This is a genomic window from Kaistella pullorum, assembly GCF_014837035.1.
GTDB classification, from domain to species: domain Bacteria; phylum Bacteroidota; class Bacteroidia; order Flavobacteriales; family Weeksellaceae; genus Kaistella; species Kaistella rhinocerotis.
In genome coordinates this window covers 658154-681566 of sequence record NZ_JACSPS010000001.1, presented here as the reverse complement: position 1 = coordinate 681566, position 23413 = coordinate 658154, and the positions used below count along the sequence as shown (strand labels likewise).

The window sequence follows — 23413 nt, the reverse complement described above, 5'->3', positions numbered from 1 at the left end:
TCGGACATGAAAAATTTAATTATCTACATACTGACAGCCGCGGCGTTTGCCAGCTGTACAGATACAAATAAAGAAGATAACTTGGCCCAAAGAGAGCAGGCACTTTCGCTGAAAGAGCAGGAATTTCTGGCAAAAGAAGCAGATTATCAGCAATTGCTCTCACTGCGCGACAGCCTCGAACATACTGCCGAAAAAATGCCCGCGGAAGCCGTTTGGCCGGAAGAAATCATGGGTAAATGGAGCGGAAAGATGATCTGTACAGAATCTTCGTGTAGCGAACATGTGGTGGGTGACACAAGAAACGACATCTGGGAATTTTCACCTAATGGTTTAAAAATCACCAATAAAACCGGCGGCGAACGCCATTTCACCGGAAACATCAGCGGCACAGATCTTACACTTTCCTCCACCGACAGTGCCACAGCCGCGTCGCGCTCAAAGATAACGCTCGCCTTAGTGGATCTTGCCTCATCGCGCCTCAAAGGCAGCCGCGAGCTGACCGGTAAAGACAATTGTGTTGCAAAATTCTCGGTAGAACTCGAAAAAGCCAAAAATTAATCTATGGATTTTTCACATTTCACATTGCCGTTTGAAGATCCCGTACTCAAATTCCTGGTAGTTCTAATTATCATTCTGTTTGCGCCGCTGCTTTTAAACAAGATTAAAGTTCCACACCTACTCGGGCTTATCATCGCCGGTGCCGCGGTAGGACCTTTCGGCTTCAACATCCTTACTCGGGACGCCAGCATCGTGGTGACGGGAACCACTGGATTACTTTACATCATGTTTCTGGCCGGTCTCGAAATCGATCTGGCAGAATTTAAAAAGAATAAGTGGAAAAGTTTAGGTTTCGGTGCCTTCACTTTCCTCTTTCCGTTTGCCTTCGGAATTCTTGCCGGACATTATATACTGGGGTTCAACTGGCTTACTACATTTCTATTTTCAAGTCTTTTTTCCTCACATACACTTATTTCATACCCGATTGTAAGTAAACTCGGCATTACACGGAACGCCGCTGTGACATCTACGGTTGGCGGAACCATGATTACCGATGTGCTCGCACTTTTGGTGCTCGCGATAGTTGTCGGGATGACGACTGGCGAAGTGAACTCGGCTTTTTGGACCAGAATGTCTGTTGGAATTGTGGCATTTGCATTAATCGTACTTTTCGGATTTCCGATTGTAGGACGGTGGTTTTTCAAGAAAGTAGATGACCGGATCTCACAATATATTTTCGTATTGGTAATGATTTATCTTGCCTCATTACTCGCCGAACTTGCCGGTGTAGAAGCTATCATTGGTGCATTTCTGGCTGGTTTGGCTTTAAATGGGCTCATCCCGAGGTCTTCATCGCTGATGAACAGGATTGATTTTGTGGGAAACGCGATTTTCATCCCCTTTTTCCTAATCAGTGTCGGTATGCTCATCGATGTGAAAGTTTTCTTTAATGATTTAGAAACGTTAAAGGTGGCCGCAGTAATGATCTCTGTTTCCATCGGTGGGAAATATCTCGCCGCAAAAGCCACAGCGCGCGCTTTTAAATTCACAAAAGCAGAAAGCGGGATTATTTTTGGACTAAGTTCCGCGTCCGCTGCGGCAACGCTCGCAGCCGTGCTTGTAGGTTATAACATCATTATCGGGGAGACTGACGCTGGCGAACCCATCCGACTTTTAAATGAAAGCATTCTGAACGGAAGTATATTGCTGATTCTGGTTTCGTGCACCGTTTCGTCCTTTGTCACACAGAAAAACGCACAGGCAATTCTGGAAACTGACAATGAAAATACGATGGCTGCCACAGATTCGCACAACGAACGGCTGTTGCTGGCGCTAAACTACAGCGCTACCGTGGAACCCATTACAAACTTATCGTTGCTGCTGAAATCCAAGAACAACACGAAAGACCTGTACGCGATCAATGTCATCGACGATGAAACCGATGAATCTTTAGAGAAGAAGGCGGTGAAACTGCTGGAAGAATCGTCGAAGATAGGTGCTTCCGCAGATGTAGAGATCACGCCGCTAAAAAGATTCGACAGTGACGTGCAGCGCGGTATCAGCAATGCTATTAAAGAACATAAAATTTCGGATCTCATCCTCGCTGTAGACGCTGATAAAGGCTTTTCTACAAGCTTAGTTTATAACCTCTACAATGGGTATCTGCGGAACACTAGCGTAAATACGCTGGTGTATCATGCCGTGCAACCAATCGCCACGGTCCGACGATATATGGTGGTTTTTCCAGATAATGCACATCTCGAAGCTGGTTTCTTTCATTCATTACTAAAAATTTGGAATATTTCCCGCAGCACCGGTGCAAAAATCGAGTTCTTCGGCGAAGACAAGACGATAAAAGTGCTCGAACGGATTCAAAAGAAAGTCAATATCGAGGCGGCATTTTATGTTTTCAGCAATTGGGCAGAGATGCCAAAAGTCTTCAAGAAAATGAAAGATGATGACGCTTTTGTGCTCTTCATGGCGCGTCGCGGCATGGTTTCTTATCTCCCCCAGATGCAGAATGTGCCCGCTTACCTGAACACGCACTTTTCGAGCCGAAATTACCTGCTGGTTTTCCCATCGCGCAATGCCAAGGAAGAGTACGGCAAACTCTCGAGGGACATCAGCAATGCCGATGACTTCATGGAAATCGGTAATATCGTGGGTAAAATATTTAAATAAAAAAGGAACCTTCTCTGAGAGTTGGTTCCTTTTTTTATATTAATTAAGTAAAGACTATATCGGCACGAAAATCACCGCGGCCACGGCGGCCAGAGCAACAGCAACCGATGAAAAAAGGTCGGTTTTCTTCACCTCGCGGATTTCCGAGGCATTGATGACAATCTGCTCGTCATCATTATTTTTTCCGTACACGTTTTCCGCATCTACGCGAAGGACCTGCATCCTGATATTACTTGCATCCTGCAACTGAAAACTGTAGCGTTTGTAGAGCTCAAGCGAATTCTTGTTGAATGGCTTCTGCACGCTTACCACGCGGCTTTGGCACGACACCATCAGCAGCACCAGGGAAACAATAAATATGGAATATAGATTTTTCATTTTTAATATTTACTCAAATTTAGGAAATAGACCTAAATGAAAAATACTTTTTTCAGATAATTATGCATTCAAATCCTGCGCCATTAGCCACGCCTCACTCCAGCATGCCTGGAAATTGAAACCGCCCGTAACTGCGTCAATATTAATAACTTCGCCCGCCACATACAGACCATCTACAATTTTGGAAGACATATTCTTAAAGTTGATTTCCTTTAGATCCACGCCGCCCGCAGTCACGAATTCGTCCTTATAAGTAGACTTTCCGGTGACTTTCATAACGTTTTCGCAGAGGTTCGTGACGATTATTTCGACTTCTTTTGTCGTTAAAGTGGATATATTTTTATCTAAATTCACTTTCGACAACCACAGAATGCGGTGCCAGAATCTGGTGGTGATATTGAATATTTTCGAAGCGCCGATTGTCTTCTTTGGATTTTGGGTCCGGTAGTCTTTTAACAGATCTAAAACTTCGTCTCGGGAAATGCCCAGGAAATTGACAAAGATTTCAAACTGATATTTCACCGCAGCCAACTCGCGGGCTTTCCAGGCAGAAATCTTCAAAATAGCCGGCCCCGAAAGTCCCCAATGCGTGATCAGCATCGGCCCGGATTCCTCTGCCTTTAAGGCTGGAATTGAAACTTCAGCATGCGGAAAACTGGTTCCCATCAAATCCTTCAAAGTTTCATTTTTAATGTTAAATGTGAATAATGACGGAACAGGCTCGACAATTTTATGGCCTAAAGTCTGAATGAGTTTTAAAGATTTCGGCGAACTTCCCGTGCAGTAAATGAGATAATCGGCAGTGAAATCGCCAGCTCCGGATTTTACCATAAATTTTTCACCCGTCTTTTCAATAGCAGAAACCACGGCTTGCGTCTTTACTTCAAATTTTTTGCGGCTTACTTCCTTTGTCATCGCGTCGATGATCGTTTGCGAGGAATTGCTTTCGGGGAAAATACGATTGTCATTTTCTATTTTTAAAGCTACTCCACGCGTCTCAAACCAATCCATCGTGTCACCCGGCTGGAATTTGTGGAATACACTCAGCAGTTCCTTATTGCCGCGCGGATAAAAGCCGACAAGTTCCCGAGGATCAAAGCATGCGTGTGAAACATTGCAGCGTCCGCCACCCGAAATCTTCACTTTCTGCAAAACATCAGAATTCTGCTCCAGAATGAGCACGTCGTATTTGCTTTCATCGAGGTTCGCTGCGCAGAAAAAACCTGCCGCGCCGCCACCGATGATTATAATTTTCTTCTTTGCCATACTTAAAAAACCGCGCCGGATCACCTTTGCTGAGTGCAAAAATACAGTTTTTCTACCCCATCATTAATGCTTAATTTTGTGCCGTAATTGTGGGATTATAACCGAACCCGCAATAGGGATTGCAGTGGAAATCCTGCGGGCGGCGCCAGCCGCCCGCAGATTGAAACGGAAAGCCCGACCGCGGCGGTAGCGCCAGCTGCCGCCGCGGGATTGCCCAAACCTAAAAAAATATTAAAATGTCAATATATCATCATAAATTCGAAGTGCGCTGGAGCGACATCGACGCGAACAAACATCTGGCGAACTCATCGTACGTGGCCTATTGCGCGCAGACGCGCATGGCTTTCATGAACACCCATCACATGGGACTTAAAGAACTGAGCCGCTGGGGAATTGGCCCGGTTATCCTGCATGAAAGGTATTCGTTTTTCAAGGAAATCTACGCGGATCAAACCGTTTTTGTGTCAGCTGAAATCTCCGGGATGAGTGAAGATGCGAGCATCTACCGCTTTCTTCATAAATTTTATCTGCCCGACGGTACGCACTGCGCAACCAGCGAAGCAACCGGCGTTTGGATTGATATGATGCTTAGAAAATCTACTTCGCCGCCGGATGATATCCAGGAAGTGATGAACGAATTCAGAAGTGAAAATACGAAGGTGCTGACGCGTGAAGACCTGCGTGAACTGCCTTTTAAAGCTGAAAATGTGGAAGCGTTCCACAAACAGGGAACTTTCGCGTGGCGCAAAAACGCAGATCAATAAACTATAAAAGTATGCTCCAAGATAAAAATACCGAACTCACTCCCATTTCGAAATACGGTGAATTCGGACTCATTAAACATTTAACCGAAAACTTTGGTTTTGCGAATGCTTCTACGGAACTTTCGATCGGTGACGACTGCGCGGTGATTGATGCCCAGGGGAAAAAACTGGTCGTAACTACTGACGTGCTTGCAGAAGGTGTTCATTTTAACCTGGGTTATGTGCCGTTGAAACATTTGGGTTACAAAGCAGTGGTGGTGAATCTCAGTGATATAGCTGCAATGAATGCTACACCAACGCAGATCCTGGTTTCGCTGGCAGTTTCAAACCGTTTTCCAGTAGAAGCTTTGGAGGAGATTTATGAAGGTATCGCTTTGGCCTGCAAACGTTATAATGTGGATCTTGTAGGTGGCGACACCACGAGTTCGACATCCGGTTTGGTGATGAGCATCACCGCAATGGGCCTGGAAGATTCAGATAAAATCGTGAAAAGAAGTACCGCGAAGGTCAATGATTTACTTGTTGTAACGGGAGATTTGGGCGGCGCCTATTTAGGTTTGCAGATTCTGGAGCGTGAGCACTCTGTATATTTAGCCAATCCAAATATGCAGCCTGAAATGGAAGGTTATGATTATATCCTGGAACGCCAGCTTAAACCTGAAGCCCGCACAGATATCAAGAAAACTTTGGAGGAACTCGGTGTAAAGCCAACTTCTATGATTGATATTTCGGATGGTCTTTCTTCGGAGATTCTGCATTTGTCTGACCAAAGCAAAGTGGGTTTCCGATTGTACGAAGATAAAATCCCAATGGATTCGCTGACGATTTCTACGGCGGAGGAACTGAATTTAAATCCTGTGATGTGCGCATTGAATGGTGGTGAAGATTTCGAGCTGCTGTTTACAATCTCGCCGGAAGATTTTGAAAAAATCAGAAATCATCCGGATTTCAGCATTATCGGTCACACCGTAGATTTGGAGCAGGGAAACTTCCTGGTAGCGCGTGGCAGCAATGAACTGATTGCGCTGAATGCTCAGGGTTGGGATGCCTTCCTGAACAAATAAAGAAAACATTTACATATGAAAATCCCCGCTTCATCTGAAACGGGGATTTTAGTTTATGATCCGATTTTACTCGGGACGCAGTAATAATTATGCGTTTGGTTCAATAGATACGAAAGATCTGTTGTTTGCTTTCTTTCTGAAAACTACTTTTCCGTCTACCAAAGCGTGAAGTGTGTGGTCTTTACCCATACCCACGTTTTCACCCGGGTGGTGTTGCGTACCTCTTTGTCTCACGATGATGTTGCCGGCAATAGCGTCCTGACCTCCGAAAATCTTTACACCAAGTCTCTTGGAATGAGATTCTCTACCGTTTTTGGAACTACCAACTCCTTTTTTGTGTGCCATTTTATTTTAAGGTTTTTTGGTTTAAAATTATTCAGCGCTTTCGCTGTTTTGAGTTTCTGTTGCTGCAGGCTCAGTAGCTGCTGCTTTTTTAGCTTTCGGAGCTGCTGCTTTTTTCTCTTTCTTGTTATCGAAACCAGTGATACCGGTGATAACGATCTGAGTTAAAGACTGTCTGTGACCGTTTTTTTTCTCGTAACCTTTTCTTCTTTTTTTCTTGAAGATGATTACTTTGTCAGCTTTTACGTGGTCAAGGATTTCGGCATCTACCGTGATACCGCTTACAGCTGGGGCGCCGATTGTTGTAGAACCGTTCACAGTAAGAAGAACTTTATCGAAAGAAACTTTTCCTCCTTTATCTCCTTTCAAACGGTTTACAAACAACTTTTGGTCTTGCTCAACTTTGTATTGAAGCCCTGCTATTTCTACAATTGCAAACATTGTTTATAAGTTTTGTTAGTTAATTCGAGGTGCAAAAATAAGAAATATTTCTGATTTACAAATCATTGGAAATAGATTATGCGGTAAATTCTTCAAAATAACGTCTTTATCCCTGAATTTAAGTTCGCTACATCGCCGCTAAGACCAATTTTTAATTAAATTTGATCAATTCAATTTACATGAAAAGAGATCTCTATATTGATTTTGCCAAAGGCTTCGCCACGCTTTCAATCATCTTTATACATACCGTGTTCTGGTCCGGACAGTTTTATGTGCCGACAGAATTGCGCGTGCTCTCACTTTTAATCGATGTACCGCTTTTCTATGCCCTGAGCGGACTAACCTCCGGCGGAAATGTCGAAAAAACCCTCTACCGCTTGTTGAAGCTGCAAATCACTTTCATGATTTTCGTGACGCTGCTTTTCTTTTTGGATTACCTCTTTAAAGTTTTGGGGCTAAACGTTTTCGGACTCGCCTGGATGCAGGATTTCTATTCCACGTTTGGTTCTAAGTACGTCCCGCAAAGCATTTCAGATGTTCCCCAGTGGCAGAATCTTGGCAACTGGTATCTGCATCAATACACAAACGCAGACACTTTCCCTGTAGTTATGGGAAGTTTCTGGTACCTCAAAGTGTATTTTATCCTGACAGTTTTCGGCGTTTTGATCATCCGCTTTTTCCCAAAACATATCAATTGGTTCATCACGCTGTGTTTCGGCCTCACACTTCTATTTAATGTGTTCCCCCATTATTACCCGACTGGTCAGGTAAGTTATGTTGCTTTTTATTTGGGAATTTTCCTGATGGCGAATAAACTGAAAGGAAAAAAGATTCCAACTAAAACAGTTCCTCTTCTCTACGGAACCCTGATTTTAATTCTTGCATTTATATTTTTGACTGAAGGCAAAGAGCTTTTAATGCGCATGAACAAAGCGAAATTTCCGCCGAAATTGCTTTACATCTTTTGGTCATCTTTCTCGCTGGTTACACTTTTCGTTTTGTACAACCGATTGAAAATCAGCAAAGAATCCATTGTCACATTTATCGGTAAGAATGCGATATTCTTTTATTTTGCGCAGGGAATTTCTTCGTCCTTGGTTTATTTTATCGCAGTTCCGTTGCAGGATTCAATGCCGTGGTGGGTTTTGATGATTTTAATTTACCTCATCAATGTAGCTTTGGCTTTCGCAATCGCGGTCGCGCTAAAAAAATTCGATGCGTGGAGCTGGAAAATCCTCGCGTTTTTACGCAAAAAAACCGCCTCAGTTTCCTGAGACGGTTCTAATCTTTGCAGCAATTATACGTCTGCTCTGCGGTTACCGCGCGCTACCACTGCGATAAGGATGATAAGCAACAGGGCTCCAATCACCCAGTAAATCGGGTTCGTAAACCATTCCTCAGTTGTCGTAGTTTTAGTAGTGGTAACATCTACGTTCAGATCTGGGTTTGTACCGGTTTGGGCGAAAGCCATTACACTAAAGAAAAATGTAAGAACAAAAATTCCAAATTTTTCGAGCTTTGCTGATAATAATTGCGTGTTCATAATTTATTTATTTAATGTTTGTAGAATCTTTGTTTCAATATTTATGCCACGGTAGCACTTTGGTTACGAAATCCGCAACAGGCAAACCAACTTGTCTACAAATCCGGCGTTAATATTATCTTTAAATTTGTGCCTAAAACCTGACTTAAAATGTTTAAACTGAAATTATTGACCGACCCGCGCTGGGCTAACATCGCAGAAGGAAATCTCGAAGAAATACTTACAGATCACGCCTGGTGCGAACAAAAAGCAACAACCAATGCAATCACGCTCATCACAATGCTTCCGGAATATCCTGAAATCATCACAGAACTCATCAAGATCGCGCAGGAAGAACTCGAACATTTCCAGATGGTGCATGAAATCATTAAAAAACGGGGTTACGAATTCGGCCGGGAACGCAAAGACGATTATGTGGGTGAACTCATTAAATTTATCCGTCACGGCGGTACACGCGACGAAAGAATTATCGACCGAATGCTTTTCGCCGCAATGATCGAAGCCCGCAGCTGCGAACGTTTTAAAGTTCTGACAGAAAACATTAAAGATGAGGAACTGAAGGTGTTTTACAGAGACCTGATGATCTCTGAAGCCAATCATTACACGGCTTTCATCGGTTTTGCAAGGCAGCTCGGCAATCCCGAAGCAGTGAATTCCAGATGGGAAGAATGGCTGGATTACGAAGCCGAAATCATCAAATCTTACGGTAAGAAAGAATCGATTCACGGCTAAAATTTTTAATATGCCCGTACACTGAAAAACAGTATTTTTACCCATCTAAATTATTCCTTCTACATGAACCGCGAACGCGCCGAACAGTTTCTCAACACCCTTGCAAAGTCGTTTTTTCAGGGTTTGCTCATCATCGGTCCGTTTGCCGTAACCATCTGGATTATCTGGTATATCGTCTCGAGTATCGATAACATCATACCGGCAGTTTCCGAAAGGCTTTATCCTGGCATTACCTTCATGATCGTGGTCCTCGGCACCGCGCTGATTGGTTATCTTGGCAACAAGTTCATCATCGGACGCGTGGTGGTAGACAGTTTTGATTACCTGCTCGAGCACACACCCGGTATTAAGTTCATTTATACTTCATTAAAAGATGTAATGACGTCTTTTGTGGGCGATAAGAAGAAATTCAACCAACCGGTTCTTATTAAAACCACCGATGAGCCGGAAGTTTGGCGCATCGGCTTCCTTACCCAAAGCGACCTTTCATCCGTAGGTTTTCCCGAATATGTATCGGTTTACCTGCCGCATTCTTATGCGGTGTCTGGGTGGGTAGTGTTTGTACGCGCAGAAAATCTTGTTGTTCTCGAAAACGTAACGGCAGCGCAGGCGATGAAGTTTGCTGTTAGCGGCGGCGTAGCAGGTTTCCATTCGGATGACAATGTTTTCAAAGCACCAGAATGAATCTGAGTTTAAGTTTGAGATTAAGATTTTGATCTCAAGATATCTTCCCCGCTAAACCTCAACCTTAAACTTAAACGTAATGAAACTCCCATACGCAGAACCTTACCGTATAAAAATGGTGGAAGAAATCCGCCAATCCACTCCCGAAGAAAGAGAGCAATGGCTGAAAGACGCCAATTATAATTTATTTAATTTAAAATCTTCACAGGTTTATATAGACCTTCTAACCGATTCCGGAACCGGCGCAATGAGCGACCAGCAGTGGAGCGCGCTGATGACCGGTGACGAAAGTTATGCAGGATCGAAAAGTTTTGATGAGCTTCATACAACCGTTCAGCGGCTCACCGGTTATAAATATTTGCTGCCCACCCATCAGGGACGTGCGGCCGAAAACATTCTGTTTTCGGTCTTGGTAAAAGAAGGTGACATCGTGCCTGGGAACTCGCATTTTGATACCACCAAAGGTCATATCGAATTTAGAAAAGCCCATGCGATTGACTGTACCATCGATGAAGCTTTCGATATTGAAAACCTGTACCCGTTCAAAGGAAACATCGACCTTGAAAAACTTGAAGAGGTTTACAAAACCTATCCGAAAGAAAAAATTCCGTTCTGTTTGATTACGATTACGTGTAATTCTTCGGGCGGGCAACCTGTTTCTCTGGAGAATGTGCGGGCTGTAAAAGAACTTTCGGACCGCTACGGGATACCGATTTATTTTGATTCCGCTCGTTTTGCCGAAAATGCCTATTTCATTAAACAGAGAGAAGCCGGGCAGGAAAACCGAACCATCAAAGAAATCGCTAAAGAGGTATTTTCTTATGGTATCGGCATGACGATGAGTTCGAAGAAAGACGGCCTTGTAAACATTGGGGGATTTATCGCCCTGAATGACGAAAATGTATTCAACACCGCTTCTAATTTTACCATTATTTACGAAGGTTTCATCACGTACGGTGGTATGGCAGGCCGCGACATGGCGGCGCTTGCGGTAGGTTTGAACGAAGCTACCGAATTTGAATACCTCGAAAGCCGCATTTCGCAGGTGGAATATTTAGGTAACAAACTGATCGAATTTGGTATCCCAATTCAGAAACCAATTGGAGGACATGCCGTGTTTGTAGATTCGCTGAAATTCTTGCCCAACATTCCGCGTGAAGAATATCCGGCGCAGACTTTGGCCAACGAGATTTACAAAGAAGCTGGCATCCGCACGGTAGAAATCGGGACTTTACTCGCCGACCGCGATCCCGGAACCCGCGAAAACCGTTACCCGAAACTCGAACTCGTGAGGCTCGCCATCCCGCGCCGAACCTATACAAACAACCACATGGATTATATCGCCGTCGCCATCAAAAATGTGTACGACCGCCGCGAAGAAATCCAAAAAGGCTACAACATCACCTGGGAATCTGATATCCTGCGGCACTTTACGGTGAAGCTGGAGGAGGCTTAAAATAATGAAATCCACTCGGCGATGCTGAGCGGATATATTTTATTGGTCGTCGTGATATTACCAATTTTTGGTAACTTTGATTTATTAAATTTAAATCCAACAAAAATGGGAAGAAATACATCTGTTTCCTTAGGAGATTATTTTGAGGATTTTGTTGACGCAAAAGTGACTCAGGGAAGATATAAAAACGCAAGTGAAGTGATCCGTGCCGGATTAAGACTTTTGGAAGAGGAAGAAAACAAAATTCAAATCCTAAAAAACGCAATTCAGGAGGGAATAGACAGCGGAATTGCCGAAGATTTTAATCCGAAAAAACATCTCCAGGCTTTGAAAACCAGATTGAAAAGTAATGGCTAAATATTACCTGACCAATAAAGCAGTTGGGGACCTCTCTAAAATTTATGAATATACTTTTGAATTTTGGTCAGAAAAACAGGCAGATAAATATTACGGAGACTTAATTGACTTTTGCCAACTCATTGCTGAAAATCCTAATATCGGAAAAAACTACACCGAAATAAATCCTGAGTTTTATGGTTTCCTGGCGAATAAACATATTATATTCTACAAAATTCTGAATCCGACAGCAATTGAAGTTGAAAGAATTCTTGGCGCTGAAATGGATTTGAAAAATAGGTTAACGGAGTAATATAAAAATCCGTTCGGCTTTGCTGAGCGGATTTTTACCATTATTTTTCCGAATTTGTAAACCAATTTCTATTTTGGATTTAATACTATCTCCGCACAGATCTTTAACAACTACCGCTAAAAAATTTCAGTGAAATGAGTTCCAATTTATACATGTTCAATATGCAGAGAGTGCTTTTCATTGCAGCTGCTTTGCATGAAAAAGGCTATGGAAAACTGAAAATAATTCCATCTTTGTCGCCGTCAGGTCTTTCCTGGAGATGCAGCTTTATCTTGGAAACAGATAGAGAAGTAATTGTCTCAAAGTGGATCCAACACAAATTTGATATTTCTTTAAATAGAATTGAGCCCAGTATAAGTCAACTGGCTGAACTGTTTATCGAGGAGCATAAAGATTTTCTCAAACAATGTATCGGAAACAATAAAGAATATATTGAGTGGTTAAAAGGTATTCTTGAAATCTTGGATGAAGAAGAGCTACCCTACGCTTTTTCAGATTACTTTGGCCCAACAGTTTACTGGTTAACCTCGTTAGGGAAAAAACTTTATTTAAGCCATAGTGAAGCTGAAAGAATGGAAATTGATTCCAAGGAAGTTTTCGATTACTGCACAATGGAACAAATAATCAAATCATTTTATCAGAAAAAGGGTTATGGTACAAATTTTAAAAATGACCTGCTTTATCTGCAAACCTCTTTTGACAAAATAAAAAATATTTGGTTGAAAAATCTTGATGAGATAGACAAGGTAAATTATATTATGATCGCCGAAGCACCGCTCTGGGGCAACAAAAGGAATTACATTTATAATCCTGCAACAAATTTTTCACAATTTTTCTTTAAAAGCGACCTGGAAGATGCACTGCGCATCTCTATAGACGATAAACAGGACTTTATCAATATGTGTAATAAAATCGGTTTATTGATTATCGATATATCACCTTTTGCTTTAAATCAGACAGATACCTGCTTAAGCTATAGAACGCTTGGAAAAACTGGTTACAAAAAATTGATCGAATCTACGGTGCCATTTTATTTTGAGAAAAAAATTGAAATGATGAAGTCTAAATTATCTCCGAATCCAAAAGTGTTTTTTAGATACAAACGTGTTAAAGACAGTTTTGAAACCATCATTGGAAAAACACTTATAGAACACAATGTTATAAACGCTTTGGAAGAAATTGGAGATATATCGCAAGTTGGAGGTGGCATCAACAAGTCAAAACTTAAAGAAATTATCTCAAAACGTTACGACAGTTGAAGTTGTACGAGATATTCTTTTTCAGAAAAATAAAAAGTGTAGCATCATCTGGTAATTTATGATCCCCGTGAGCAAAGTCGAGAGACTTCGCGCCTCCATAATCCCAACCTTAATCGTTCATTTGCTCATTTTACCAAAACTTTAGGTCTTTTATCCAAAGCATTAGGTCTTCAAGCCAAATTTTTAGACGCAACACCCAAAACTTTAAGCCCGGAACCTAATCGATTAGCCAGGGAACCCAAAACTTTCATCGTTTCACCTAAACGGATCTCAAAACAACCCAAACGCTTCGCTGATTTAAAATAAAACAGCCCGCGGAAACCGCAGGCTGTCTTTTAATCATCAACGTCATTACGAGAAGCGACCGAAGGAAGCGACGAAGCAACCCCATAATTTAAAAGTATTTTCAAGAAGCTTGGGTTGCCACGCTTCACTTCGTTGCGCTCGCAATGACGCGGGATGATTTGAAAAAGAATTAAGCCTCCTGCAAATGCGCGTGCGATTTCACCAACTCCTGCTGAACATTTGGCGGCACCAACTGATATTCCGAAAACTTCATCGTGAACTTGGCGCGGCCGCCGGTAATGGAACGTAAGGTGGAACCGTAATCGTGCATTTCGGCCAGCGGAACTTCCGCCATTATTTTCTGGTAGTGCCCTTCGGAATCCATACCCGAAATCATCGCGCGGCGCGTCTGCAGATCGCCCATTACATCGCCGGTATCTTCATCCGGACAAAGGATTTCAACCGAATAGACCGGTTCGAGCAACTGCGGTTTGGCTTTATGGAACCCTTCGCGGAAAGCACCAGAAGCCGCCAGCTGGAATGAAATATCGTTTGAATCCACACTGTGCATTTTGCCATCGTACACCGTAACGCGCACGTTTTGGCAATGCGAACCCGTAAGCGGACCTTCTTTCATCTGCTGCATAATGCCTTTCTTGATGGCACCGATATAACGGTTATCAATCGCGCCGCCCACTATGCACCAGTAAAACGCGAGTTTGCCGCCCCATGGCAGATCTTCGATGTCTTTCTGCCGGATGTTCACGCCGGTAGGTTCGGGCATGTCGTCGTAGAAATTCTCAACCCGCATATGGATTTCGCCAAACTGACCTGAGCCGCCCGACTGTTTTTTGTGGCGGTAATCGGCATCCGCGTGGCCGGTGATGGTTTCGCGGTAAGGGATTTTAGGATTATTGAAATTCATCTTCACGCCAAATTCTTTTTGGAGGCGCTGTTTCACGAGATCCAGATGCAGCTGTCCCTGCCCGTGAAGAATGGTCTGCTTGAGTTCGGCAGACTGCTCCACTTTCAGCGTAGGGTCTTCTTCTTCGATTTTATGGAGTGCAGTGACGAGTTTTTCCATATCAGCGGTAGAATCTGCTGAAACCGCTTTGCGGATACGGCTTTCCGGGAATTCCATCGGTCGCACTTTACGCTCGAGTCCTTTTGAATTTAAGGTATTGTTTGAATGGCCGAATTTAAGTTTCACGGTAACGCCCAGGTCACCGGCTACCAGCTCATCCACAGGAATCCGGTCTTTACCTTCCGCCACGAAGATCTGGGATATGCGTTCGGTTTCGCCGTTGTTGGCGTTCACCAATTCATCGCCTGGTTTTAGTTTCCCGCTTAATACTTTAAAGTAAGAAACCATCCCGACCTGCGGTTCAGAAAGTGTTTTATAAATGAACAGGGTAGTTTTATCATTCGGGTCGTAAGAAATCTCTTCGCCGTTTTCGAGTCTGCGGGCCGGTCTGTCGGCTGGTGACGGCGCAATGTCATCAATGAAACCCATCAGCCTGCCGCTGCCCATATCTTTCAGTCCGCTCGTTACAAACACCGGGAAGAACTGCTGTTTTGCCAATGCGATGGTAATTCCTTTTGCAAGTTCTTCTTCCGAAAGATTGCCTTCCTCGAAATATTTTTCCATTAAACCTTCCTCGTTTTCTGCAGCGATTTCCACCAAGGCGTTGTGCATTTCGTTGGCGCGCGCCATTTCGCTTTCGGGAATCGGTTTTTTCTCAGGTTTGCCGCCATTTGCGGGGAATTCATACATCACCATTCTGAGAGCATCAATAATTGCATTGAAATTAGCGCCTGAATTGTAAGGATACTGAAGCGGAACGAGTTTATTTCCGAATCTTTCCTTTGCCTGTTCCAGCGTGCGTTCGAAGTCTGCTTTCGGATGATCCATCTGGTTGATGACGAAGATGGCGGGCGTCTGGTATTTTTCAACATATTCCCAGACCAACTCAGTCCCTACTTCTACTCCGTTGGCGGCATTGAGCACGATGATCGCGGTATCGGCCACCTTTAACGAAGAAACGACTTCGCCAACGAAATCGTCAAATCCGGGGGTATCGATAATGTTAATTTTGTTGTTTTTCCAGTTCACGAACATCTGGTGGGAGAAGATGGTTTTGCCTTTTTCGTGTTCCAGGTCTGTATGGTCGCTCACCGTATTCTGTCCTTCGACGGAGCCACGGCGCTTAATCGCCCCGCCCTCGTAAAGCATTGTTTCAATCAGCGTAGTTTTGCCACTGTCGGAATGTCCGAGCAGCACTACATTGCGTAGATCTTTTGTATTAGCACTCATAATATATAGTTTTAATTATTTAATGATATGCTAAAAAGGAAATGACCGGCATTTGATTTTTAGGTAGTTAAAGTTACGAAAGATTTGAAAGGACTCCGAAATTTTCTTAAACTGAATAGATGATATTTCACAGCAATGCTTAAGCCAGCAACAAATACACACGGACAACAGCATCCCTACCAGGGCCGTGCCTTTGATATGGCTTTGACATGACTTTGGTACAGTTCAACTACGGTTCAACCTTCTGTAACGATTTTCAGTAAAGGGTTTAGTGAGAATTAACAGGCGAACAAATGCAATTTCAGGAAAATCATCTTCCCTTCTTACAATGCCTCAAAATGCGTTATAAAAATACAAAAATAAACTGAAAATATCTATTTGAGGTTAGCCACATGGTTCATAATAATTTCCGCGTGAATCCGCGAATTTTCGATGAACCAAAGGTGCGTGTCTTTACCGCCACAGACAACGCCGGCCAGGTACAGGCTCTCAACATTAGTTTCCATGGTTTGCGTGTTGTAGGCCGGGATGAGTTTGTCACCTTTTAATTCGATGCCAGAATTTTGAAGAAATTCGAAATCGGGAAGATAGCCCGTCATCGCCAAAACAAAATCGTTTTCGATCTCGTGGATATTGCCCAATTTATCTTTGAAAATGACCGTTGATTCTTTGATCTCAGTTACTTCTGAATTAAAATATGCATTGATGCTTCCTTCTGCGATGCGGTTTTCGATATCGGGCTTCACCCAGTATTTAACCGACTTTGAAATTTCCGAATTCTTAATGATCATGGTGACCACCGCTCCCTTTCGATACGTTTCCAGCGCCGCATCCACAGCGGAATTGCTCGCGCCGATGACCACAATTTTCTGGTTAGCGTAAGGATAAGGCTCGGTGTAATAGTGTTTTACTTTGTGTAAATTTTCGCCGGGAATATTCAGCAGATTCGGGATATCATAAAATCCGGTGGCGATTATGACGTGTTTTGCAAGATATTTTGCTTTTGAAGTTTCAATTTCGAAGACCTGATTTTTTGAAACTTTTAAAACTTTCTCGTAAAGGTTGATTTTAAGTTCTTTTTGTCGCGCAATTCCCTGGTAATATTCCAATGCATCCTGTCTGCCGGGCTTTGGTGAAGTGGTGATAAACGGAATTTCAGCAATTTCGAGTTTTTCGGCCGTGGAGAAAAACCGCATGTAAAGCGGATAATGGTAGAGTGAATTGACGATGGTGCCTTTTTCAATAATGATATATGTTAAACCGTTTTTTTCTGCTTCCAGAGCGCAGTTCAAACCAATTGGACCTGCGCCGATAATCATTACATCTAAAATTTCCATCCGACAAATTTACAAATGAAATGCTAAACTGAATATTTAGCACAAAAACACGGACAGAAAAATCTGCCCGCTTTAATTTAATATTTAATAGAATTTATTTGATCAATCCAAGTTCCACCAATCTTTCGTGAAGGAATTCACCTGCAGTCGTATCCGGATACAATTTCGGATTGTTTTCGTCATAGGTTCCTTCTAAAGCGTTCAGCGGCATTTCGCTCACCGGATGCATAAAGAAGGGAATGGAATAACGTGAAGTTCCCCACAGTTCTCTTGGTGGATTCACCACCTGATGGATGGTAGATTTCAGTTTATTGTTGGTGTGTCGGGAGAGCATATCCCCAACGTTAATCATCAGTTCATCGGGCTCTGCAATTGCATCAATCCATTCACCGTCGTGGTTCATAACCTGAAGCCCTCGTCCCTGTGCGCCCATAAGAAGCGTAATCAGGTTGATATCGCCATGTGCAGCTGCACGAACCGCATTATCAGGCTCTTCGGTAATTGGTGGATAATGGATCGGTCTTAAAATAGAATTGCCTTCGCCCACATATTTGTCGAAGTAAAATTCATCCAAACCAAGGTGCAAGGCCAAAGCCCGTAACACGTAAACACCGGTTTTCTCGAGCATTTTATAGGCCTGTCTTCCAACATCGTTGAATTTAGGAACTTCCGCAACCTCTACGTTATCAGGATACACCGAGGCGTATTTGGAACCGTCTTCGAGGTATTGACCAAAATGCCAAAACTCCTTCAAATCACCTTTTTTAAAGCCTTTTGCGGTTTCTTTACCAAAGCCTACATAGCCGCGCTGGCCACCGATTCCGGGGATCTCGTACTTCTGCTTAGTCTCTACAGGAAGGTCGAAAAAATTCTTCACTTCGCTGTAGAGTTCATCCACCAACTCTTCGTCCAGAAAGTGACCTTTCAGGGCAACAAAGCCGATTTCTTCGTATGCTTTTCCGATTTCATTTACAAATTTTTGCTTGCGTTCCGGGTCACCCGAAAGGAAATCACGCAAATCCACACTGGGAATCTGTTTCATTTTGTTTGGATTAAAAATTGTCCCGCTAAATTAGGATTTTTTGCTTTATATCTTTCGCCTGCTCTTTGCTACATAATATTATCTTTAAATTTGCATACAGTCCACATCCAAACATGAAACAATACTCTTCTAAGCGAAGCATCCAGATCCTGACGCACCTTTTGAAAGAATACGGAATTTATAATATCGTCATCTCGCCGGGCTCTCGTAACGCACCGCTCGCCATCCATTTTTCGGAAACCGACGAACTGAACTGTTACAGCATTGTGGACGAAAGAAGCGCGGGGTTTGTAGGTCTCGGCATGGCCAAAAGTGAGAAAAAACCAGTCGCAGTGACGTGTACAAGCGGGTCAGCTGCAGCAAATTATTATCCGGCGGTGACGGAAGGTTTTTATTCAAATATTCCACTTTTGTTGCTTACAGCAGACCGGCCTGCGGATTTTGTGGATATTTTCGATGGGCAGACAATTCGCCAGAAAGACCTTTTCCAGCAACATTCTTACGGTGACTTTCAATTATTGGAAGACGATGAAGAAAACGCCGATGAAGAAAATTTTGCCCGAATCAAGAAAGCGATTGAAATCTGTATCGAAAAGCAGGGTCCTGTACATATCAATATTCCTTTGCAGGAACCTTTGTACGAACTTGTTTCGGAACTGCCGCTTTTTCCTTCCGTAGAAAAAACCTTTGCAAAAAAGAAGTTCGACCTTTCACCTACACTGCTTTCCGACTGGAATTCTTCGAAACGCGTAATGATACTCGTCGGGACGCGCGAACACAGTGAAGAACTTGAAATGCAGCTTTCCCAACTGGTGAAAAACCACAGCGCCGTTATATTTACCGAAGTCACCTCGAATCTTCATCATCCAAAATTCTTCGGGCATATCGACAGGTATATTTTTAATTTTACTGAAGATGATTTCAGGCATTTTGCACCGGATCTCTTAATAACAATCGGGCAAAATGTGGTTTCAAAGAAAATAAAGCAGTTTCTGCGCAAGGCAAAACTTAAAAACCATTGGCACATCCACGAAGTTTGGCAACCAGATACTTTCTTCGCTTTAACTCAGAAATTAGAAACACGTCCTGAAGTTTTCTTTGCTAAACTTCTAAGCCAAATCACTCCGGAACCACAAGCTTATTTTAATCTTTGGGATGTTCTGCGCAATAAACAGGACGTACGTCATGACGAATATTGCCTCAAAGTGCCTTTCTCAGATTTTAAATTCTTCGAAGTTTTAGCCGGAAAACTGCCGGCAGATATCAATCTGCATTTCAGCAATTCTTCGGCAATCAGATACGCGCAACTGTTTGAATTTAATTCAAAAAACATTCACTGTAACCGCGGAACGAGCGGCATTGACGGTTCTACTTCCACCGCGATGGGATATGCGATGCGCAATACAAACCAAACCGTACTTGTAACCGGCGATGTGAGTTTCCTCTACGACATCAATGGTTTGTGGAATGCTTACATTCCGCCATACACACGGATCATCCTGTTCAATAATGGCGGCGGTGACATATTTAAAATCATTCCCGGTCCGGAATCTACGAACGCTTTGGATGAATTTATCCTGACGCGTCATCATAAAAATGCGGAATTTATAGCTAAGCATTTTGGTTTCGGTTACACGAGGGTTGAGGATGAAGATACACTCTCGCGTGTGCTTGACAATTTTTTCAGGCATGATGAAAAACCAAAAATCCTGGAAGTGGACACGCAGGAAATAGAGAACGCAGCGGTGCTGAAAAGGTATTTTGAATATTTAAAAAACTAGTTTCAATTCTTTTAAAATCAAAATGGTAATGTATTTGTTGAAGCTTTATTTAAATAAATCAGTAAATAAACTTCAACATGAAAAAATACGGAATTATGGCTGCAATAGGCTTCATCATGGCCAGCTGCTCACAGACCGAAACGAAAACGGAAACGATTGAAAATCCGGACGGAACTACTTCCGTAAAGACCATTGAGACGGAAAAAACCTCCGCGCTTGATTCTGCCACCATCCAGAACACGGTAAATACTGCCAAAGAAAAGCTGAATGTTGCCGGGGAAAAACTTGATGAAGCTGCAGACAACGTTCGGGAAGATTTACGCGCCAAAAAAAGAGATACTGTTCGCTGATTTTACGCGTTCAGTTCAAGTAGCGGCTCGATATACTCGCGGTCGTTGCTCAGTCGCGGAACTTTATTCTGCCCGCCAAGCTTTCCGCGGGAAGACATCCAGTTATAAAACAAATCTGGTTTCGCCACGTGAACAACGGGTCTTTTCAACGTCATGTTGTTGTAGCGTTTTGCCTCATAATCAGAGTTTAATGACTTTAAAGTATCGTCAAAAACATCAGTAAACTGTTCAAGGTCTGAAGGATTTTGGGAAAACTCAAATATCCATTCATGTGCGCCACTTTCGCCTTCTTTCATGAAGACGGGCGCGCCGGTGAAATCGGTTACGGTAGCTCCAGTCGCATCACAAGCTTTTGCCAACGCGTTTTCCACATTATCAATCATCAGTTCTTCTCCGAAAGCGTTGATATAATGCTTTGTACGTCCTGAAATCCTGATTCGGAAAGGCGAGAGCGAGGTAAATTTCACCGTATCACCAATCAGATAGCGCCATAAACCACTGTTTGTAGTAATCACGAGCGCATAATTTTTGCCCAGTTCCACTTCTTCCAACGGTATTGCCTGTCGGTTTGGCGAATGGAAAGTGTCCATCGGGATGAACTCATAGAAAATTCCGTAATCGAGCATCAGCAACATCTCATCGCTTCCGTGACGGTCCTGTATCGCAAAGAAACCTTCAGAAGCATTGTAAATCTCGTAGTAATTGATGTCTTTGCCAATCAACTTACGGTACTGCTCTTTGTAAGGCTTAAAACTGATTCCGCCGTGGAAAAAGACTTCGAGATTAGGCCAAAGTTCCGAAATCGTTGCATGGCCGGTTTCCTTCAAAGTGCGCTGAAGCAACACCATCATCCAACTCGGGACGCCGGTGATGCTGCCTACATCTTCATTTTTCACCTCGGTGACTATCGCTTTCAGTTTGCTTTCCCACTCAGACATCAGCGAGACTTTTTTGCTTGGCGTCGTGGTGATTTCTACCCAAAACGGCAGGTTTTCGATCATTATTGCTGACAGGTCACCAAATTTGGTATTGAAATCTTCGTACAGTTCTGAGCTTCCCCCCAGCCTCAGATTTTTATTCAAAAACAGCGTATTTTCAGGATGATTGTTGGCATAAATAGATAGCAGGTCTTTTCCGGCTTTGAAATGGCAGTCTTCCAGACATTCTTCGGAAATAGGAATGAACTTGCTTTTAGCATTGGTGGTTCCGGATGATTTCGCGAATTTCCGGATATATCCCGGCCAGAAAACATCGGGTGCACCACGGCGCGCCTTCTCGATAAACGGCTCGAAATCTTCATACGTAACCACAGGAACATTCCGTTGGAAATCTTCGTAATCTGATATCGAACTGAAGCCGTGAATCTTACCGTAATCGGTATTCTCGGCGTGGTAAAGTTGGGAAAAAAGTACACCCTTTTGTGTTTCGATCGGATTTTTGATGAAATTCTCAATCTGATCAATCCTTTGCCGTATGAACCAGTTTACTACCGTATTAAAAAGTGTTTTCGTTGCCATCAGTCACAAATATAATGTTTTTGACCAAAAGCTCCGGTTTGGCTCAAATAAAAAAATTCCGCCTGAAAAGCGGAATTTTATTTTGAACTAAAGTGATAGTTAGCAATACTCGTCGTAAGCGGCCTGGAGGTTCGCAGCGATTGCTCCTGCCGGATTTCCTTCAATGTGATGTCTTTCGAGCATGTGAACCAACTCGCCATCTTTGAAAAGGGCTACACTGGGAGAGCTCGGTGGAAAAGGCGCCATAAATCTACGTGCTTCTGCAACGGCATCTTTATCGAAACCTGCGAAAACAGTTACCAAATTATCGGGTTTTTTGTCACCTGTAAGTGAAAAAACAACTCCCGGACGTGCCGCACCGGCCGCGCAACCGCAAACCGAATTCACCACTACAAGCGTGGTTCCGCTTTTGCCAATCGCTTCCGCAACTTCCTGCGGTGTACGGAGATCCGCAAATCCTTTATCTGTAAGTTCAGCCTTCATTGGCAATACTAATTCTTCTGGATACATATCTGAAAACTTTAAAAATTAAAATTAAATTATTCCACAAATTTACGAAATTTTATGTCAAATATTTACCGGCAGTCCAGTGCGGAGATGCGCCGTCCTATCAGTTGGCAAAATCGGGAGTTAAAGTTTTAAGGCTGAAAGAAGCAGCCGCCATCATCTGATGATAAAGAAAATGCTGGGTGCCGCGTGTGTACTGGATAAAGTATTCTGTTTCGGGTCGTTTGTAGGCGGGAGATTTTCGTTTCGGCCGGAATCACCGCTGCGGTAAATTCGGGGACGGGATTGGCATTTGGGCCAAACCACTGCGGTGTGTGATGGATCAGGACTTGGGAATTTGCGGGTAAACTGTACAGCAAAGCTATGGTGGTGAGTTTTGTCAAAATGTAATTTTTTATCATCGGAATTTATGTTTCTGAAGACAAAAAAGCCCCGGACAACAATTGTCGCGGGACTTCAAATCAAATCGATATGCAAAGGTTGGATATCCAAATAAAATAACTGCGGATATCTGAGCAAAAAGCAATCACCGCAGTCTGTGCACCTTAGGAAAGCAGTCTTTTGGCCATTTCGGAAATCGACTTACCGTCGCTTTTTCCCGCCAAAGTTTTGCTGGCTGTGCCCATAACTTTTCCTAAATCTTTCATGTCCGCAGCGCCGGTGTCAGCGATAATCTTTGCGATTTCCACTTCCAGTTCCTCTGAGGTCAGCTGTTTCGGCAAATATTGCTCAATCACTTTCATCTGTGCCGCTTCCACATCCGCCAAGTCGCTTCTGTTCTGTGCGGTGAACTGCTCCATTGAATCTTTGCGCTGCTTGATCATACGCTGAAGAATAGCGATTTCCTGCTCTGCGCTTACTTCGGCACCTTTGGCTTCGGTTTTAAGAAGAAGGATCTGCGCTTTCACGGCTCTTAAAGAGTCTAACGCAACTTTATCTTTCTCACGCATCGCGGTTTTTATCGCATCGCTTATGGTATCTTCTAAACTCATAATTCTAAGTTTTAAATAAATAGATTTCGAT

At 43.1% G+C, this 23413-nt stretch carries 25 protein-coding genes; 13 read left to right on the top strand and 12 right to left on the bottom strand.

Annotation, left to right across the window (positions count from 1 at the left end):
• The first annotated feature begins 6 nt into the window (after positions 1-6).
• Positions 7-558 (top strand): hypothetical protein, encoded by a 552-nt coding sequence (locus tag H9628_RS03235; protein WP_251832676.1) that lies wholly within the window; start codon positions 7-9, stop codon positions 556-558.
• A 3-nt stretch (positions 559-561) separates the two neighbouring features.
• A complete protein-coding gene (locus tag H9628_RS03230) occupies positions 562-2679 on the top strand; it encodes a cation:proton antiporter (RefSeq protein WP_251832675.1) in 2118 nt (705 codons plus the stop codon).
• Between the two features lie 54 nt (positions 2680-2733).
• Here the strand turns inward: H9628_RS03230 and H9628_RS03225 are convergent, their stop codons facing one another.
• A complete protein-coding gene (locus H9628_RS03225) occupies positions 2734-3057 on the bottom strand; it encodes a bacteriophage spanin2 family protein (protein ID WP_251832674.1) in 324 nt (107 codons plus the stop codon).
• Between the two features lie 60 nt (positions 3058-3117).
• Complete coding sequence (locus tag H9628_RS03220; protein ID WP_251832673.1) at positions 3118-4323, bottom strand: BaiN/RdsA family NAD(P)/FAD-dependent oxidoreductase; 1206 nt, start codon at positions 4321-4323, stop codon at positions 3118-3120.
• A gap of 236 nt (positions 4324-4559) precedes the next feature.
• Between H9628_RS03220 and H9628_RS03215 the strand changes: the two genes are divergently transcribed.
• Together H9628_RS03215 and thiL are read left to right on the top strand one after the other, a co-directional pair.
• Positions 4560-5087: an acyl-CoA thioesterase gene (locus tag H9628_RS03215; protein WP_251832672.1), complete on the top strand. Its 528-nt coding sequence runs from the start codon at positions 4560-4562 to the stop codon at positions 5085-5087.
• An 11-nt stretch (positions 5088-5098) separates the two neighbouring features.
• A complete protein-coding gene (thiL, locus tag H9628_RS03210) occupies positions 5099-6151 on the top strand; it encodes a thiamine-phosphate kinase (protein ID WP_251832671.1) in 1053 nt (350 codons plus the stop codon).
• An 87-nt stretch (positions 6152-6238) separates the two neighbouring features.
• Here the strand turns inward: thiL and rpmA are convergent, their stop codons facing one another.
• Both rpmA and rplU read right to left on the bottom strand, forming a co-directional pair.
• A complete protein-coding gene (gene rpmA / locus H9628_RS03205; protein WP_251832670.1) occupies positions 6239-6496 on the bottom strand; it encodes a 50S ribosomal protein L27 in 258 nt (85 codons plus the stop codon).
• Positions 6497-6523: 27 nt separating this feature from the next.
• A complete protein-coding gene (rplU, locus tag H9628_RS03200; protein ID WP_251832669.1) occupies positions 6524-6934 on the bottom strand; it encodes a 50S ribosomal protein L21 in 411 nt (136 codons plus the stop codon).
• Positions 6935-7113: 179 nt separating this feature from the next.
• Here rplU and H9628_RS03195 point away from each other — a divergent pair, with 179 nt between their 5' ends.
• Positions 7114-8208, top strand: coding sequence for an acyltransferase family protein (locus H9628_RS03195; protein WP_251832668.1), 1095 nt, complete (start codon positions 7114-7116; stop codon positions 8206-8208).
• A gap of 23 nt (positions 8209-8231) precedes the next feature.
• Here H9628_RS03195 and H9628_RS03190 read toward each other — a convergent pair whose 3' ends face one another.
• Positions 8232-8477: a hypothetical protein gene (locus H9628_RS03190; protein WP_251832667.1), complete on the bottom strand. Its 246-nt coding sequence runs from the start codon at positions 8475-8477 to the stop codon at positions 8232-8234.
• A gap of 150 nt (positions 8478-8627) precedes the next feature.
• Between H9628_RS03190 and miaE the strand changes: the two genes are divergently transcribed.
• The 6 genes from miaE to H9628_RS03160 all read left to right on the top strand — a co-directional run bounded on the left by miaE (position 8628) and on the right by H9628_RS03160 (position 13257).
• Complete coding sequence (gene miaE, locus H9628_RS03185; protein ID WP_251832666.1) at positions 8628-9209, top strand: tRNA-(ms[2]io[6]A)-hydroxylase; 582 nt, start codon at positions 8628-8630, stop codon at positions 9207-9209.
• Between the two features lie 63 nt (positions 9210-9272).
• Positions 9273-9893, top strand: coding sequence for a DUF502 domain-containing protein (locus H9628_RS03180; RefSeq protein WP_251832665.1), 621 nt, complete (start codon positions 9273-9275; stop codon positions 9891-9893).
• Positions 9894-9972: 79 nt separating this feature from the next.
• The gene (locus H9628_RS03175; RefSeq protein ID WP_251832664.1) at positions 9973-11349 is read left to right on the top strand and encodes a tryptophanase; all 1377 of its coding nucleotides are present in this window, start codon (positions 9973-9975) and stop codon (positions 11347-11349) included.
• Positions 11350-11454: 105 nt separating this feature from the next.
• Positions 11455-11706 carry a type II toxin-antitoxin system ParD family antitoxin gene (locus H9628_RS03170; RefSeq protein ID WP_251832663.1) on the top strand — a complete coding sequence of 84 codons (252 nt, stop codon included), beginning with the start codon at positions 11455-11457 and terminating at the stop codon, positions 11704-11706.
• Complete coding sequence (locus tag H9628_RS03165; RefSeq protein WP_251832662.1) at positions 11699-11998, top strand: type II toxin-antitoxin system RelE/ParE family toxin; 300 nt, start codon at positions 11699-11701, stop codon at positions 11996-11998. Before H9628_RS03170 ends, H9628_RS03165 begins: the two co-directional genes overlap by 8 nt.
• Before the next feature lie 134 nt (positions 11999-12132).
• On the top strand, positions 12133-13257 hold the full coding sequence (locus tag H9628_RS03160; protein WP_251832661.1) for a hypothetical protein: 1125 nt from the start codon (positions 12133-12135) through the stop codon (positions 13255-13257).
• A 475-nt stretch (positions 13258-13732) separates the two neighbouring features.
• Here H9628_RS03160 and H9628_RS03155 read toward each other — a convergent pair whose 3' ends face one another.
• The 3 genes from H9628_RS03155 to H9628_RS03145 all read right to left on the bottom strand — a co-directional run bounded on the left by H9628_RS03155 (position 13733) and on the right by H9628_RS03145 (position 18235).
• Complete coding sequence (locus H9628_RS03155) at positions 13733-15856, bottom strand: elongation factor G (protein WP_251832660.1); 2124 nt, start codon at positions 15854-15856, stop codon at positions 13733-13735.
• Between the two features lie 374 nt (positions 15857-16230).
• The gene (locus tag H9628_RS03150; RefSeq protein ID WP_251832659.1) at positions 16231-17193 is read right to left on the bottom strand and encodes a YpdA family putative bacillithiol disulfide reductase; all 963 of its coding nucleotides are present in this window, start codon (positions 17191-17193) and stop codon (positions 16231-16233) included.
• Between the two features lie 94 nt (positions 17194-17287).
• Positions 17288-18235, bottom strand: a complete 948-nt coding sequence (locus H9628_RS03145; protein ID WP_251832658.1) for an isopenicillin N synthase family dioxygenase — start codon at positions 18233-18235, stop codon at positions 17288-17290.
• Between the two features lie 113 nt (positions 18236-18348).
• On the opposite strand from H9628_RS03145, the gene menD reads away from it, so the two are divergent.
• Together menD and H9628_RS03135 are read left to right on the top strand one after the other, a co-directional pair.
• On the top strand, positions 18349-20016 hold the full coding sequence (gene menD, locus H9628_RS03140) for a 2-succinyl-5-enolpyruvyl-6-hydroxy-3-cyclohexene-1-carboxylic-acid synthase (RefSeq protein WP_251832657.1): 1668 nt from the start codon (positions 18349-18351) through the stop codon (positions 20014-20016).
• A 77-nt stretch (positions 20017-20093) separates the two neighbouring features.
• Entirely contained in the window at positions 20094-20366 is a 273-nt protein-coding gene (locus tag H9628_RS03135) for a hypothetical protein (RefSeq protein ID WP_251832656.1), read from the top strand.
• 2 nt (positions 20367-20368) lie between these two features.
• Here the strand turns inward: H9628_RS03135 and H9628_RS03130 are convergent, their stop codons facing one another.
• The 4 genes from H9628_RS03130 to H9628_RS03115 all read right to left on the bottom strand — a co-directional run bounded on the left by H9628_RS03130 (position 20369) and on the right by H9628_RS03115 (position 23382).
• Entirely contained in the window at positions 20369-21883 is a 1515-nt protein-coding gene (locus H9628_RS03130) for a GH3 auxin-responsive promoter family protein (protein ID WP_251832655.1), read from the bottom strand.
• A gap of 99 nt (positions 21884-21982) precedes the next feature.
• Positions 21983-22393, bottom strand: coding sequence for a BrxA/BrxB family bacilliredoxin (locus tag H9628_RS03125; RefSeq protein ID WP_251832654.1), 411 nt, complete (start codon positions 22391-22393; stop codon positions 21983-21985).
• Positions 22394-22521: 128 nt separating this feature from the next.
• Positions 22522-22773: a hypothetical protein gene (locus H9628_RS03120; RefSeq protein ID WP_251832653.1), complete on the bottom strand. Its 252-nt coding sequence runs from the start codon at positions 22771-22773 to the stop codon at positions 22522-22524.
• A gap of 162 nt (positions 22774-22935) precedes the next feature.
• Positions 22936-23382 carry a GatB/YqeY domain-containing protein gene (locus H9628_RS03115; protein ID WP_251832652.1) on the bottom strand — a complete coding sequence of 149 codons (447 nt, stop codon included), beginning with the start codon at positions 23380-23382 and terminating at the stop codon, positions 22936-22938.
• Between the last annotated feature and the right edge of the window lie 31 nt (positions 23383-23413).